Source organism: Microvirga sp. BSC39, assembly GCF_000739015.1.
Classification (GTDB): Bacteria; Pseudomonadota; Alphaproteobacteria; order Rhizobiales; family Beijerinckiaceae; genus Microvirga.
The window spans coordinates 221707-235483 of the sequence record NZ_JPUG01000076.1 but is presented as its reverse complement, the minus strand read 5'-3'; the positions used below and the strand labels follow the sequence as shown (position 1 = coordinate 235483).

Sequence of the window (13777 nt, the reverse complement as noted above, 5' to 3'; positions counted from 1 at the left end):
GCCTAGCACTACTTTGGCAGGTAAGAGGAACCGGGCGAACCCCATCGACTTTTCTCGCTGAAGGATTTTGCGCGGGAGGTCGTCATGAGCACCTCAGTGGCGTGGGAGCACGAACTTCAATCCTGGCTTGAACCCTTCCTCACCCACCTGCATCATCCAGCCCGCCGGCGCATGTGTCCGCTCTATGTGGCTGGGCTGATTGGACCGGGTGAGCGCAAAAGCCTGCAGCCCATCGCGGCTCGGCTTGCTCCTGTCGGCTACGACCAGCTGCATCACTTCGTGTCTGTGGGGCCGTGGGATGAGGCTCCGCTGGAGTCCGAACTGCTGGCGCAGGCCAATCGGCTTGTCGGCGGGCCTGACGCCGTCCTGGTGATCGATGACACCGCCCTGCTCAAGAAGGGCACCCACTCGGTGGGTGTTGGTCCGCAATATGCCGGGGCGGTGGGCAAGAAGGCGAACTGCCAAGTGCTGGTTTCCCTCACGCTTGCCAAGGATGAGGTGCCGATCCCCGTCGCCTTGCGCCTGTTCTTGCCTGACACCTGGGTCAACGATCCCGATCGCCTGCTGCGCGCCGGTGTGCCCGAGCCCTTCTGGACGGAGTGCTCGAAGCCGCAGATCGCACTCACTGAGCTCCAGCGTGTCATGCAGGCTGGCGTGAGCTTCGGGGCGGTGCTGGCTGATGCCGGCTACGGCATCAGCGCGCCCTTCCGGCAGGCGCTCACGGCTCTTGGGTTGCTCTGGGCAGTAGGCACCGTGCGCATTCAGAAGGTTTATCCGGCCGATGTGCAGATGGTGGCCTCCACCACCACGCGCGGACGACCCCGCAAGACGCTGGTTCCGGATGTCGAAGCGGTTTCGGCCGAGGCCATGCTGGCTAAGGTGTCATGGCGCCAGGTCACCTGGCGGCGCGGCACCAAGGGGCCGCTGCGGGCGAGGTTTGCCGCCACGCGTGTGCGGGTGGCTGATGGACCGGCGGTTCAGTTGCGCGGGCATGCCGCCCAGCACCTGCCCGGCGACGAGGTGTGGTTGGTGGGTGAGCATCGCTCGTCGGGGGAGCGCAAGTACTACCTGTCCAACCTGCCGCCCGACACGCCATTGAAGCAATTGGCGTCCCTGATCAAGGCGCGCTGGGTGTGCGAGCAGGCGCATCAGCAGTTGAAAGAGGAGCTTGGGCTTGACCACTTCGAGGGCCGCTCATGGCGCGGCTTGCATCGACATGCGCTGCTGACGCTCATCGCCTATTTGTTCCTGCAGCATCTACGCCTGCGGGCAGCCACAGGGGGAAAAAAGAAAAGCCGGCGGACCACCGCCGCAACCCAGCTTACCGGCCATCCGGCGCCTGCTGCTTGACCATCTGGCACACGCCATGCGCCTGCGATGTCCGTTCTGTCGGGCCCGCTTTACCCTCGGCTCACTGATAAAAGTGCCAAAGTAGTGCTAGAAGGCGAGGATGACACCGTCGAACTAATGCCCCTCGAAGCTTACGAGGCTGCGCACCTCGACGCCGAGGTCTCGCAGCTTCTTCGCGCCGCCGAGATCGGGCAGGTCGATGATGAAGCAGGCGGCCACGATGTTGGCGCCCATCTGGCGCAGGAGCTGGGTGGCGGCCACCGCCGTGCCGCCGGTGGCGATGAGGTCGTCCACGAGGATCACCCTCTCGTCCTGGCCGATGGCGTCCGTGTGGATCTCCATCTCGTCGACGCCGTATTCAAGCGAATAGGCGATCCGCACGGTCTCGTGGGGCAGCTTGCCCTTCTTGCGGATCGGCACGAAGCCGGACGAGAGCTGGTGGGCGATGGCTCCGCCCAGGATGAAGCCCCGCGCCTCGATGCCCGCCACCTTGTCGACGCGACCGCCCGCGAAGGGATGGACGAGTTCGTCCACCGAACGCCGGAAGGCCCGCGCGTCGCCCAGCAGGGTCGTGATGTCCCGGAAGACGATGCCCGGCTTCGGATAATCCGGGATCGAGCGGATCGCGGCCTTCAGGTCGGTGAGGAGACGCTGGTCCATGGATTCAAGCCTGCCTGGGTGTTGACGACGATAGGTCCGTGATCACGCTTTTGAAGGGTTTAACACCCGGCCCGCCACCGCATCCAACTTTTTCAGCAGCTCCGGATCGCGGGCGGAGGGCGCCGTCATGATGGCGCCGTCGAGCGCCCGGTCGGATCCTGCGGGGCATAGCTCGTGCTCGGACGGGAAGTCGCGGGCGACGCGGGCGACGAGGCGCGCGACTTTGGCGGCGTTCTGCTGCGCCACCGCGACCACGGAGGCGACATCCACGTTGTCGTGCTCCGGGTGCCAGCAATCGTAATCGGTCACCATGGCGATGGTCGCATAGGTGATCTCGGCCTCCCGGGCGAGCTTGGCCTCCGGCATGGCCGTCATGCCGATCACGTCATAGCCGAGCCCCTTGTAGGTGATGGACTCGGCATAGGTGGAGAATTGCGGACCCTCGATGCACACGAGGGTGCCACCAAGCGCAAACGAGATGTCCTCGGGCAGCGCTGCATCGGCGATCCGCTGCCGCAGCAGAGGGCCGACCGGGTGGGCCATGGGCACATGGACCACGCATCCCTGGCCGAAGAAGGAGTTCTCGCGCTTGTGGGTGCGGTCCACGTACTGGTCCACCAGCACGAAGAAGCCTGGGCAGTACTCGTCCTTGAACGAGCCGACGGCGGAGACCGAGATCAGATCGGTGACGCCGGCGCGCTTCATCACGTCGATATTGGCCCGGTAGTTGATGTCGGAAGGCGACAGGCGGTGGCCTCGTCCGTGGCGAGGAAGGAACGCAATCGTCGTCTCGCCGATGCGGCCGATGCGCAGCACGTCGGAGGGATCGCCCCAGGGAGAGTTGATGCGCTCCTCTCGCATGTCCTCAAGGCCCGGCAGATCATAGACTCCCGATCCACCGATGATGCCCAGAACCGCCTTCGTCATCTCGTCCTCGTGTGCCAGGGGCTGTTACGGTCCTGTCATAGCCGAGGATGAGCCGCATCCCAAGCCTCACCGCCCGATCAACGGGATCGAAGCGATCTCGTCGGTCATGAGACAGGGGAAAAGCGTCTCGCGAACAAGCCTGATGTGGCTCACCGGCGCCGCGATGGAGACAGGCAGGCTCTCGATCCGGCCGACCACGTCGTCCGGAATGGAGGCTCTCGTCGGGTAGCGTGCCAGGGTCGAGTGGATTAGATCGTAGATGATCGGCCCATGGCCGGGCGGCGGAGGGATATCTCTGACGATCCGATCCCGAATGGCGCCGATCAGGCCGGTTTCCTCCGTCGCGGTGGCGATGATGGCGGTGTCGGTGACCTTGAGCCGGGCGAAGCGCAGCTCCAAGGGCTGATGACCGGCACAGAGATCCTCCAGGAGGCCCTGGCTTTGTCGGGCGATGCGCTGCCAGTAGGCGTCCTTGTCGAAGGCCCCCTTCACCGGAACCAGGGGATAAATGGTGACATGCAGACCGTGCTTGGGTCCCACATGCAACGGTTCCGGCCACCACCTGGCGATTTCCCGCTGCAACTCCTCGAAGGCGTTGCGGGTCTCGGGCTCAAGGCTCGGCTGAACATGATAGGCGAGGCAGGGCAGCGCCCAGATGTTGTCGGCGATCGTCTGCAGCATGGGCACCGAGATAGGGCCGCTCCGAGGACGTGTCACCCAAAAAGAAAAAGGCCCCGGAAGCCGGGGCCTTCATCGTTGGTTCTTAAGGGTTGTGCGTCATCGGGGGTGTGGCGTGGCCTTCGACCTCGCCGCCCACCCGGGCCCAGATCTTCTTCTTGGTGAAGTAGAGCAGGCCTGCGAGCACGATCAGGAACAGCATGACCTGGAAGCCGAGGCGCTTGCGGGCCTCGAGGTGGGGCTCCGCCGTCCAGGTGAGGAAGGCCGTCAGGTCACGGGCGTACTGGTCGACGGTCTCCGGGGCCTGAGGCTGGCCGGCCTCGTTCTTCGGGTACTCGACCTGTCCGTCGCTGAGCGGCTTCGGCATCGCGATCACGTGGCCCGGATAATACTCGTTGTAGTGACCGCCTTCAGGCACCGTGAAGCCGGCCGGAGCCTCCTTGTAGCCGTTGAGCAGCGCCACGAGGTAATCCGCGCCGTTCTCCGAATACTGGCGGAAGATGTCCGTGATCCACCAGGGGAAGCCGCGCTCGTAGGTGCGGGCCTTGGCCATCAGGGACAGGTCCGGAGGAGCCTTGCCGCCGTTGGCTGCAGCCGCCGCGTTCTCGTTCGGGAACGGCGACGGGAAGCGGTCGGCCGCACGGCCGGGACGCTCGAACATGTCGCCGGCCTCGTTCGGGCCATCCTGGATCTTGTACTCGGCCGCCAGGGCGCGGACCTGGCCTTCGGAGAACTCCGGACCGCCGGGCTGCGACAGGTTGCGGAACGCGACATAGCTCAGGCCGTGGCAGGAGGCGCAAACCTCCCGGTAGACCTTGAAGCCGCGCTGGAGCTGAGCCCGGTCGAAAGTGCCGAACGGTCCCTGGAAGCTCCACTTGAGCTGCGGCGGGACCGGAGTCTCGCCGGCAGCGAAGGCCGGAGCGGAGAGGCCGAGAACGGCCGCAGCGATGAGAAGGGTACGCTTCATCATGATGTTTTCCTCAACGCTCCCGTTCAGCCCTTGGACTGCGGCTCGGCATTGGCGCCGGCCGGCATGCCAGCCCCGCCCTTCTGCACGCCCATGACGGATTCGAGGATCGAATTCGGCAGCGGCAGCGGACGCTCGACGAAGCCGAGCACCGGCAGGACGATCAGGAAGTGGGCGAAGTAGTAGACCGTGCAGATCTGGGACGCGATCACGTACCAGCCCTCCGCCGGGCGGGAACCCAGCCAGCCGAGCACGAGGCAGACACCCACGAAAACCCAGAAGAACTGCTTGTAGAGCGGACGGTAGGCGGTGGAGCGCACCTTCGAGGTATCGAGCCAGGGCATGAACACCCAGATCACGATGGCCGCGAACATCGCGATGACGCCGCCGAGCTTGTCGGGGATGGCGCGCAGGATCGCGTAGAACGGCAGGAAGTACCATTCCGGCACGATGTGCGCGGGCGTCACGGCGGGGTTCGCCGGGATGTAGTTGTCCGCGTGACCCAGGTAGTTCGGGATGTAGAACACCCAGTAGGCGAAGAAGATCAGGAACACGACGACGGCGAAGATGTCCTTGATCGTGGCATAGGGCGTGAAAGGAACCGCGTCCTTACCCGACTTGATCGGAATGCCGGTCGGGTTGTTCTGGCCCGGCACGTGCAGCGCCCAGATGTGCAGGGCGACGACGCCGGCGATCATGAAGGGCAGCAGATAGTGAAGGGAGAAGAAGCGGTTCAGAGTCGGGTTGCCCACCGAATAGCCGCCCCATAGGTAGCTCACGATGGTCTCGCCGACGAGCGGGATCGCCGAGAAGAGGTTGGTGATCACGGTGGCGCCCCAGAAGCTCATCTGGCCCCAGGGAAGCACGTAGCCCATGAAGGCGGTCGCCATCATGAGGATGAAGATGATCACGCCGAGGATGTACAGAACCTCGCGGGGCGCCTTGTAGGAGCCGTAGTAGAAGTTCCGGAAGATGTGGATGTAGACGGCGATGAAGAACATCGACGCGCCGTTGGCGTGCAGATAACGGATCAGCCAGCCGTAATTCACGTCGCGCATGATATGCTCGACGGACTGGAAGGCGAGATCGGCGTTCGGGGTGTAGTACATCGCCAGGAACACGCCGGTCACGATCTGCGCGACGAGCATGAAGGCCAGGATGGCGCCGAAGGTCCAGAAATAGGTCAGGTTCCGCGGCACCGGGAAGGCGACGAACGAGGAGTGGACGAGGCCCGCGACCGGCAGGCGGCTCTCGAACCACCGACCGAAGGCGCTCTTGGGAACGTAAGTTGTGGGATGCTGGCTCATGTGTATGCCTGATCGTCGCTTAGGTTACGCCGTGGCTTCTTGGCCGATGATGACCTTCGTGTCGGACGCGAAGGCATAAGGCGGGATCGGCAGATTGATGGGTGCCGGACCGCCGCGGACGCGGCCTGAGGTGTCGAACACCGACCCGTGGCAGGGGCAGAACCACCCGTTGTACTCGCCCGAATTGCCCAGCGGCACGCAGCCGAGATGGGTGCAGTTGCCGTAGACGACGAGCCACTGCGCCTTGCCGTCCTTCACGCGGGCCGAGTCGGGCTGCGGATCGCGCAGGGAGGCAACGTTCACGTCCGCTGCAGCCTTGATCTCGTCCGGGGTACGGTGCCGGATGAAGATCAGCTTGCCGCGCCAGAACACCTTCACGATCTGGCCTTCGGCGATCGGAGCCAAGTCGACTTCGACGGGGGCGCCGGCAGCCACCGTCGCCGCATCGGGCGCCAGAGACTGGACGAAGGGCCACACCAGGGTGGCTCCGCCGATTGCGGCGGCTGCGCCCGTGGCGATGTACAGAAAATCGCGCCGTGTCGGCTCAGCGACATGAGTGGTGGTCTCGGCCACTTGGCTCTCCAGCATTGGTCAAAAAACGAGAACCGCGCATCGGCAATGCCTTGGTAACCCAGGCATTCGGCTCACGCACTCCGATATGGAATACGACAACGCGCGCGCAATGCGACTGGGAGTCGCCGCGCGGTGGCTCTTTGGCACGGTCAAGCCCGCCTGTCCATAGCCGGATTGGAGTTGTTCCAGCCTGTGCCTCAAAATGCCGCCGGCCCGGAAGCCCCGAAGGCGCTCCCTTGACGGCGGGGCCCATTGCCCCGATGACGAACCCATGCCCCGTCTTGCCATCTTCCAACCGGATATCCCGCAGAACACCGGCACCATGCTGCGCCTGGCGGCCTGCCTCGGCGTACCGGTCGAGATCATCGAACCTGCGGCCTTCGACGTCTCCGACCGCAACCTGCGCCGCTCCGGCATGGACTACCTGCAGCATGTATCGATTACCCGTCACATCTCCTGGCGGGCCTTCGAGGCATGGCGGCAGGAGACCGGGGGGCGTCTCGTCCTCGCCACCACCAAGGGAGCGATCCCTTATGTGGACTTTGAATACCGGCCCGACGACATCGTCCTGGTCGGACGGGAATCCGCAGGGGTGCCGGAGGAGGTTCATGCCGTGGCCGATGCCCGGATCCTCATCCCCATGCAGCCCGGGATGCGGTCCCTCAACGTGGCCGTGACCGCCGCCATGGTCCTGGGCGAGGCCTTAAGGCAGACCCGTTCGTTTCCCAACCCCGCCCCTTCCGAGATGTGAGGCCAGACCTGATGATCGATCAAGCCGCCGTCGCGCGCCTGCAGACCGAAGCCCCTGTCTGGTTTGCGCTGCTGCGCGACCGCATCTGCGCCGCCTTCGAGGCGCTGGAAGACGAGGTGACGGCCCCCCTACCCCCGGAAGCGTCCGAGCCCGGCCGCTTCGAGCGCACTCCCTGGCAGCGCAAGGATCACAGCGGCGCAGCCGGCGGCGGGGGCGTCATGTCCATGATGAAGGGCCGCGTGTTCGAGAAGGTGGGCGTCCACGTCTCGACGGTCCACGGCGAGTTCGCGCCCGAGTTCCGTGGCCAGATCCCCGGCTCGGACCAAGACCCGCGCTTCTGGGCCGGCGGCATCTCGCTCATCGCCCATCCCTGGAACCCGAACGTGCCGACCGTTCACATGAACACCCGCTTCGTGGTGACCACGAAGCCCTGGTTCGGAGGCGGGGCGGACCTCACCCCAGTGCTCGAGCGGAGGCGCACCCAGGATGACCCGGACACGGTCCTGTTCCACGAGGCCATGGAACAGGCGTGCAGCGCCCACGCGCCGGAGGGCTCCTACGAGAAGTACAAGACATGGTGCGACGAGTACTTCTTCCTGAAGCACCGCAACGAGCCGCGCGGCATCGGCGGCATCTTCTACGACTATCACTGGACCGGGAACCCGGACGAAGACTTCGCCTTCACCCGCAATGTCGGGGAGGCCTTCCTCAAGGTCTATCCCGAGATCGTCCGCCGCAACGTCACCAGGCCCTGGACGGAAGAGGACCGCATCGAGCAGCAGGTGCGGCGCGGACGCTATGTGGAGTTCAATCTTCTCTACGACCGGGGCACGATCTTCGGCCTCAAGACCGGCGGCAACATCGCGTCGATCCTGTCCTCCATGCCGCCGACGGTGAGGTGGCCTTAAACCAAGAATGCGTCATCCCGGACGGCGGAGCCGATCCGGGATCGTTTTCAGGCTGGAGTGCCGGAACCTCCGCACTGTCATCCCCGCGCAGGCGGGGATCCATAAACGCTGACGCCTCAAGGAGGGCGAGGAGCGTCGCGCCTTGTTCTGCCTCGTCGGCGGTTATGGATCCCGGGCTCCGCTCACGCGGCCCCGGGATGACGGTGCCAGGCAGGTTTGCCCGATCCCGGATCTGCGCTGCGCTTCGTCCGGGATGACGTTCCATGTCAAAGAACCAGCACCTTGTGGCCCGCAGCGTGAGCTGCGAGCCTGAAGGTCAGTCGAGGGTGGCGCGTCGGGCAGCCCGGCTCGATGTATGGTGTGGAAGGTGAGAGCCAGACTGCTCGTCACGCGCGGTTTGTTTCAGCGGACCTGGATCAAGCCAGGATCGGCCACCCGCGATCACAGGCGTGCGAGACCTGCGGCGGGACCGCTCCTCACCCCGCATCTGCGACGCCTCGCGAGCGCGCCCCTCGTCGGGCGAGGATGTCCATGGCTATAGCCCAGCTTAGGGCAATTGTCAAGAACAAAATAAGAACATACACCCGTCTTCCCTCTCCCCTTTGCGGGAGAGGGAAGCCTGCGAAGCAGGTCGGGAGAGGGGCCTCGCTCAACCGGACTGCCCCTCTCCCGGCTCACTCCGTTCGCCACCCTCCCCCGCAGAGGGGGGAGGGATAACCGCACCCAATCCTGATCTGCACCTCATTCCGTCCAGAACGACGGCGACCTAGACCTGCTGCAGCATCCTTTCGAGCAGTTCTTGGGCATAGCTCGCGTCGGTTCGGCAGCCTTCCGCCAGCCAGGCTTGGCGAGCCTGAGCAAGCATTTCGCCGATCATGGGCCCCTTGGGAACGCCGCCCTCGACGAGGTCGGCTCCGCGCAGAGGGAAGACCGGCACGGGCTCAGTCCCATTGCGGTAACGGGCGATGGCCTCCCGAGCCTCGTCATGCACGACCGGAAACGGCTCACCGGCTGTCGCGGCAAGGACGATTCCCAAAACCTCGGGCTCGTGATCCGCCACCAGGCGGCGGATGGCTCCGGCTTCGAGCGGCAGGGTCCGGGTCTTGAGAAGACTGAGAAGCCCGGCATAGGCGGCGAGCTTCCTGTGCTCGTCGTTGGACAGCCGAAGCTGCTCGCGCAGGCGTTCCGCATCTTCCCCCACCATCACGGCAAGGGCAGCAAGGCGCCAGGTTGCGACGGGGTTGTCCCGGTCATCGGCTGCCACGCGCTCGAAGCGCCCCAGCTCGGCGACGCCGTCGAGCAGGCCGGTGAGAAAGCCGTGATCGGCAAGGGTGCGGATCGTTTCCTCGGCCCGCTTCGCCGCAAGAAGTTTGAGAAGCTCGTGCCGGATCCGCTCCTTCGAGAGGATCGTCAGCCCCTGGCGTTCGGCTCCCGAAGCAGCAAGCCCTTCGGCGTCAGGTTCGCCTTGCGCATATTCCGCATGGAAGCGGAAAAAGCGCATGATGCGCAGGTAGTCCTCACGGATGCGGATGCGCGCCTCGCCGATGAAGCGCACCCGTCGGGCGGCGAGATCCGCCTCGCCGCCGGTGTAGTCGTAGAGTTGCCCGTCGATCCCGAGGGACAGGGCATTGATGGTGAAATCCCGCCGCTTGGCATCGCGCACGAAATCGCGCCCGAAATGCACCACCGCATGGCGCCCATCGGTTTCCACATCCTCGCGCAGGGTGGTGATCTCGAAGGGCTCACCGTCGACGATCACCGTGATCGTGCCGTGCTCGATGCCCGTGGGCACCGCCTTGAACCCGGCCCGCCTTGCCCGCTCCATGATGGCGTCGGGCAGCATGGTCGTCGTGCAGTCCACCTCTGTGACGGACCGCCCGAGCAGGGCATTGCGCACGGCGCCACCGACGATGCGGGTCTCCTCGTCTCCATCGTTGAAGACCTCAAGCAGACGGCGCAGTTCGGAACGCCGGAGAAGGCTCGTCAGCGCCTGCCGGTTCAGGGCTTCGGTCACTGAAAATGTCCTGGAACGACGCGGCCGTTCTCGATACGCGTCGGCACATAGGCGCCTGTCTGGCGCTCCTCAAGGAGCGCTGTCGCGAGCAGCGAAATCACCACGAAGCCCAAGCCTGCGATCGTGAGCCAGAGCGACTGACTGCTCCAGTGAGACCAGAGCATGGGATTGCGCCGGCGGATCACGAGATAGATGCCGAACAGGACGAAGGGCAGAAAGAACAGTACCAGGCCTTGAACAACTGCCCGTGTCATGAACCGTAGAGCCTCTCATAAAGATTGCGGATGATGCCCGCCGTGACGCCCCAGATGTAGCGTCCCTGATAGGGCATTGCATAGTAGCGCCGCAGCCGCCCCTTGAACTCGCGGGAATGAAGCTCGTGGCGCGCGGGATCCATGAGGAAGCTGAGCGGCACCTCGAAGGCGTCGGCCACCTCCTCGTGGTTGATGGCCAACGTGTAGGAGGGTGAGACACGGGCCACCACCGGCATCACGAGATAATTCGTGGTGGACAGGTAGGCGTCGAGATAGCCGAGCGGGCTGATGAAGCGGCTGTCGAGGCCGATCTCCTCCATGGCCTCGCGGCAGGCGGCACCCAGGACGGAGGCGTCGGTCGAATCGACACGGCCGCCTGGAAAGGCGATCTGTCCCGAATGCTGGCGCAGATGCGCGGCACGTTCGGTCAGGAGCAGCATCGGCTCCTCGCGCATGACCACGGGCACGAGGACCGCCGCAGGCTTCGGCGTCAGCGGATAGGCCAGCGGCACGTCGTCGAGGCTGTGATCGCCGCGCGGGTTCGCCAGGGCTTCCTCCGCATGCGGCGGCGCCTGTAGCAGGCGCTCAGCGGCAAGGGTCAGGAAGTCCGGTGTGTCGTAAGGGGCAAGACGCATCAAGCAGCGCCCAGCTCGGACGCGGGAGCGATGGAAAAGAAGGCGCCGCCTGCGCTCATACCGAAGGTCGCTACTCCATCCACGGTCTTTTCTTCGCCCATGGCAATCAGATCGAGGGCCAAGCTCCGCGTCACGAGAGCCCACAGCTCCCCTCGGACTTTCACATATGGTTTGATGCCGCCATTCGCGTCCTGCTCGAAGCGCAGGGGATGATCAGGCCCGACCTGCACGAGATCATCCACGTTGGTGCGAAACGCGATCTGCCGGCTCTCTCCCTCACCCTCCACGGCCATCTCGACGGCCAGAAAGGGCGCGTCCTCCACGGTGATCCCGACCCGCTCGACGGGCGTGACGAGCACGTAGCGCTCCGGGTCCTTGCGCAGAACCGTCGCAAACAGCTTCACGAGGGCGGGCCGGTTGATGGGCGAGCCCATGTAATGCCACGTGCCGTCGGCTGCGATGCGCATGTCGAGCTCGCCGCAATAGGCCGGGTTCCAGCGCTCGACCGGCGGCGGGCCCTTGCGCTTTGAATCGGACCCGAGCGCCTCTGTCAGGCGGGCCAGGGCGCTTCCGGGGGTGAGAGGCAAGGGATCGGTCATGACGCAAGCGTGAACATGTTTTTCACTTTTCGGGATCGACGAATGGCTGTCGATTGTTACTTCCTAGAGCATAGAGTCCTCGGCTGTCTCGTCCACTCCACATGGGTTTAACGCTGCGGCGCATCGACCCTTGCCACTCGACCAGGATCAAAGGCAGACTAGCTACCGGGGCATATGGGTATGAGAGGGAGACTAACCTCATGACGGCCAGCATTGCTCAAGCGCCCACCGCATTGGACGACGCGATCATCCGCAACGCGGAGGCAACGCTTGAGACGGTCGGCCGTGCCCGGGAGGCCATTCACACCGTCATCTTCGGCCAGGAAGACGTGGTGGACCTCACCCTCATCACCCTTCTGGCTGGCGGTCACGGCCTCCTGGTCGGCGTTCCGGGCCTCGCCAAGACCAAGCTCGTGGACACCCTGGGCACCGTGCTCGGGCTCGACGCCCGCCGCATCCAGTTCACCCCGGACCTGATGCCCTCCGACATTCTAGGCTCCGAGATTCTCGACGAGGGTGCCGACCGGCGCCGCTCCTTCCGGTTCGTGAAGGGGCCGGTCTTCGCCCAGCTGCTCATGGCCGACGAGATCAACCGCGCGAGCCCCCGCACCCAATCGGCCCTGCTGCAGGCCATGCAGGAGCATCACGTTTCCGTGGGCGGCGAGCGGCACGACCTGCCGCAGCCCTTCCACGTGCTGGCGACGCAAAACCCCATCGAGCAGGAGGGCACCTATCCCCTCCCCGAGGCCCAGCTCGACCGCTTCCTGCTGGAGATCGACGTGGGCTACCCGAGCCGCGAGGCCGAGCGGCGCATCCTGATCGAGACGACGGGCGCGGAGGATCACAAGCCGACCGCCGTCATGAATGCCGAGACGCTGATGAATGCCCAGCGCCTCGTCCGCCGCCTCCCCGTGGGCGAGAGCGTGGTCGAGGCGATCCTCGATCTGGTGCGCTCGGCCCGTCCGGAAGCGGAACGGATCGAGGGCGTCAGCGACAAGATCCTGTGGGGGCCCGGTCCCCGCGCCAGCCAGGCCCTGATGCTGGCCGTACGCGCCCGCGCGCTCATCGAGGGCCGGGTGGCTCCCTCCCTGGCCGACGTGGTGGCGCTGGCCGAACCGGTGCTCAAGCACCGCATGGCCCTCACCTTCTCGGCCCGTGCGGACGGCGACACCATCGGCAGCATCATCGGCCGGCTCACCGCGCGCCTGGCAGGCTAGGATCATCGTCATGGCCCGTGTCCGGGTCCTCCCCGAAAGCGCCCGCTCGCCGGGCCGCGTTGAGACGGAAAGCGCGCTTTCCCTCGCTCACCGGATGCCGCGCCTCGTGCTCGAGGCCCGTCGCGTGGCCGCCAATCTCGCCCACGGCATTCACGGCCGCCGCCGCTCCGGCACCGGCGAGACCTTCTGGCAGTTTCGCCCCTTCGTGGCCGGCGAGGCCGCGCAACGGATCGACTGGCGCCGCTCGGGCCGCGACGATCGCCTCTATGTTCGTGAGCGTGAATGGGAAACGGCCCAGACCGTGTGGTTCTGGATCGACCGCTCCGCCTCCATGGGCTACGCCTCCGACCTCGCCCAGGCGCCCAAAATCGAGCGCGCCGTCGTGCTGGGAATGGCGCTGGCCAATTGCTTCGTCGAGGGCGGCGAGCGAGTGGGGATGCTGGGGCTGATGTCGCCGCGGGCGACCCGGCGCATCGCCGAGACCATGGCCCAGACCCTGGTGGCGGACCGCGCCTCCCTCGAGGAGGATCTGCCGCCGCAGGCCGCCGTGGCGCCGCAGCACGAAGCGATCCTGATCAGCGATTTCCTGTCGCCTGCGCGCGACATCGCCACCATGGTCGAGGGCATCTCGTCCCGCGGTGCCCGTGGGCATCTGGTGATGATCGTCGATCCCGTCGAGGAAACCTTCCCGTTCCAGGGGCAGGCGGTTCTGCACGATCTCGAAGACGGCCTGTCGCTCCGGATCGGCGATGCCACGTCCTGGGGCAAGGCCTATCGCTTGAGGATCGAGCAGCATCGGGCGGAATTGCAGGAACTGGCGCGCCGCCGCGGCTGGACATTGACCATCCACCGGACCGACCGGCCGGCGAGCGAGGCGGCGCTGCGCCTCATGACGCTGGTGGCGACCTCCCGTGGCGCTGGTGTGGGAGGGCGCTGA

At 65.6% G+C, this 13777-nt stretch carries 15 protein-coding genes; 5 read left to right on the top strand and 10 right to left on the bottom strand.

The window, feature by feature from the left end:
• The first annotated feature begins 84 nt into the window (after nucleotides 1-84).
• Entirely contained in the window at nucleotides 85-1350 is a 1266-nt protein-coding gene (locus MA07_RS22260) for an IS701 family transposase (RefSeq protein ID WP_036345392.1), read from the top strand.
• A 114-nt stretch (nucleotides 1351-1464) separates the two neighbouring features.
• Here the strand turns inward: MA07_RS22260 and MA07_RS22255 are convergent, their stop codons facing one another.
• The 6 genes from MA07_RS22255 to petA form a co-directional block, all read right to left on the bottom strand.
• Nucleotides 1465-2010: an adenine phosphoribosyltransferase gene (locus MA07_RS22255; RefSeq protein WP_036356959.1), complete on the bottom strand. Its 546-nt coding sequence runs from the start codon at nucleotides 2008-2010 to the stop codon at nucleotides 1465-1467.
• Between the two features lie 42 nt (nucleotides 2011-2052).
• Nucleotides 2053-2937 (bottom strand): S-methyl-5'-thioadenosine phosphorylase, encoded by an 885-nt coding sequence (locus MA07_RS22250; protein ID WP_036356957.1) that lies wholly within the window; start codon nucleotides 2935-2937, stop codon nucleotides 2053-2055.
• Between the two features lie 66 nt (nucleotides 2938-3003).
• Nucleotides 3004-3618: a 2'-5' RNA ligase family protein gene (locus MA07_RS22245; protein ID WP_036356954.1), complete on the bottom strand. Its 615-nt coding sequence runs from the start codon at nucleotides 3616-3618 to the stop codon at nucleotides 3004-3006.
• A gap of 82 nt (nucleotides 3619-3700) precedes the next feature.
• Nucleotides 3701-4585 (bottom strand): cytochrome c1, encoded by an 885-nt coding sequence (locus MA07_RS22240; RefSeq protein WP_036356952.1) that lies wholly within the window; start codon nucleotides 4583-4585, stop codon nucleotides 3701-3703.
• 23 nt (nucleotides 4586-4608) lie between these two features.
• Complete coding sequence (locus MA07_RS22235) at nucleotides 4609-5889, bottom strand: cytochrome b/b6 (protein WP_036356950.1); 1281 nt, start codon at nucleotides 5887-5889, stop codon at nucleotides 4609-4611.
• A 24-nt stretch (nucleotides 5890-5913) separates the two neighbouring features.
• Entirely contained in the window at nucleotides 5914-6477 is a 564-nt protein-coding gene (petA, locus tag MA07_RS22230) for a ubiquinol-cytochrome c reductase iron-sulfur subunit (protein ID WP_036356947.1), read from the bottom strand.
• A 256-nt stretch (nucleotides 6478-6733) separates the two neighbouring features.
• Between petA and MA07_RS22225 the strand changes: the two genes are divergently transcribed.
• Together MA07_RS22225 and hemF are read left to right on the top strand one after the other, a co-directional pair.
• Complete coding sequence (locus tag MA07_RS22225; RefSeq protein WP_036356944.1) at nucleotides 6734-7213, top strand: tRNA (cytidine(34)-2'-O)-methyltransferase; 480 nt, start codon at nucleotides 6734-6736, stop codon at nucleotides 7211-7213.
• 11 nt (nucleotides 7214-7224) lie between these two features.
• Nucleotides 7225-8121: an oxygen-dependent coproporphyrinogen oxidase gene (hemF, locus tag MA07_RS22220; protein ID WP_036356941.1), complete on the top strand. Its 897-nt coding sequence runs from the start codon at nucleotides 7225-7227 to the stop codon at nucleotides 8119-8121.
• A gap of 766 nt (nucleotides 8122-8887) precedes the next feature.
• On the opposite strand, the gene MA07_RS22215 is transcribed toward hemF, so the two are convergent.
• From MA07_RS22215 to MA07_RS22200, 4 genes are read right to left on the bottom strand one after another with little or no spacing between them, the layout of a single operon-like run.
• Entirely contained in the window at nucleotides 8888-10135 is a 1248-nt protein-coding gene (locus MA07_RS22215; RefSeq protein ID WP_036356938.1) for a CCA tRNA nucleotidyltransferase, read from the bottom strand.
• Nucleotides 10132-10389, bottom strand: coding sequence for a DUF6111 family protein (locus MA07_RS22210; RefSeq protein WP_036356937.1), 258 nt, complete (start codon nucleotides 10387-10389; stop codon nucleotides 10132-10134). The genes MA07_RS22215 and MA07_RS22210 overlap by 4 nt, the downstream gene beginning before the upstream one ends.
• Complete coding sequence (locus MA07_RS22205) at nucleotides 10386-11024, bottom strand: CoA pyrophosphatase (protein ID WP_036356934.1); 639 nt, start codon at nucleotides 11022-11024, stop codon at nucleotides 10386-10388. Before MA07_RS22205 ends, MA07_RS22210 begins: the two co-directional genes overlap by 4 nt.
• Nucleotides 11024-11623, bottom strand: coding sequence for a DUF1285 domain-containing protein (locus MA07_RS22200; protein WP_036356931.1), 600 nt, complete (start codon nucleotides 11621-11623; stop codon nucleotides 11024-11026). Before MA07_RS22200 ends, MA07_RS22205 begins: the two co-directional genes overlap by 1 nt.
• Nucleotides 11624-11823: 200 nt before the next feature.
• Here MA07_RS22200 and MA07_RS22195 point away from each other — a divergent pair, with 200 nt between their 5' ends.
• Entirely contained in the window at nucleotides 11824-12840 is a 1017-nt protein-coding gene (locus tag MA07_RS22195; RefSeq protein ID WP_036356929.1) for a MoxR family ATPase, read from the top strand.
• 10 nt (nucleotides 12841-12850) lie between these two features.
• Nucleotides 12851-13777: a DUF58 domain-containing protein gene (locus MA07_RS22190; RefSeq protein WP_036356927.1), complete on the top strand. Its 927-nt coding sequence runs from the start codon at nucleotides 12851-12853 to the stop codon at nucleotides 13775-13777.

Bases quoted from the DNA above. Each gene is read 5' to 3' on its own strand.
- MA07_RS22210 (WP_036356937.1), bottom strand. From the start codon at position 10,389: ATGACACGGGCAGTTGTTCAAGGCCTGGTACTGTTCTTTCTGCCCTTC.
- MA07_RS22205 (WP_036356934.1), bottom strand. From the start codon at position 11,024: ATGCGTCTTGCCCCTTACGACACACCGGACTTCCTGACCCTTGCCGCT.
- MA07_RS22240 (WP_036356952.1), bottom strand. From the start codon at position 4,585: ATGATGAAGCGTACCCTTCTCATCGCTGCGGCCGTTCTCGGCCTCTCC.
- MA07_RS22190 (WP_036356927.1), top strand. From the start codon at position 12,851: ATGGCCCGTGTCCGGGTCCTCCCCGAAAGCGCCCGCTCGCCGGGCCGC.
- MA07_RS22255 (WP_036356959.1), bottom strand. From the start codon at position 2,010: ATGGACCAGCGTCTCCTCACCGACCTGAAGGCCGCGATCCGCTCGATC.
- MA07_RS22195 (WP_036356929.1), top strand. From the start codon at position 11,824: ATGACGGCCAGCATTGCTCAAGCGCCCACCGCATTGGACGACGCGATC.
- MA07_RS22250 (WP_036356957.1), bottom strand. From the start codon at position 2,937: ATGACGAAGGCGGTTCTGGGCATCATCGGTGGATCGGGAGTCTATGAT.
- MA07_RS22200 (WP_036356931.1), bottom strand. From the start codon at position 11,623: ATGACCGATCCCTTGCCTCTCACCCCCGGAAGCGCCCTGGCCCGCCTG.
- MA07_RS22235 (WP_036356950.1), bottom strand. From the start codon at position 5,889: ATGAGCCAGCATCCCACAACTTACGTTCCCAAGAGCGCCTTCGGTCGG.
- MA07_RS22260 (WP_036345392.1), top strand. From the start codon at position 85: ATGAGCACCTCAGTGGCGTGGGAGCACGAACTTCAATCCTGGCTTGAA.
- MA07_RS22225 (WP_036356944.1), top strand. From the start codon at position 6,734: ATGCCCCGTCTTGCCATCTTCCAACCGGATATCCCGCAGAACACCGGC.
- petA (WP_036356947.1), bottom strand. From the start codon at position 6,477: ATGCTGGAGAGCCAAGTGGCCGAGACCACCACTCATGTCGCTGAGCCG.
- hemF (WP_036356941.1), top strand. From the start codon at position 7,225: ATGATCGATCAAGCCGCCGTCGCGCGCCTGCAGACCGAAGCCCCTGTC.
- MA07_RS22245 (WP_036356954.1), bottom strand. From the start codon at position 3,618: ATGCTGCAGACGATCGCCGACAACATCTGGGCGCTGCCCTGCCTCGCC.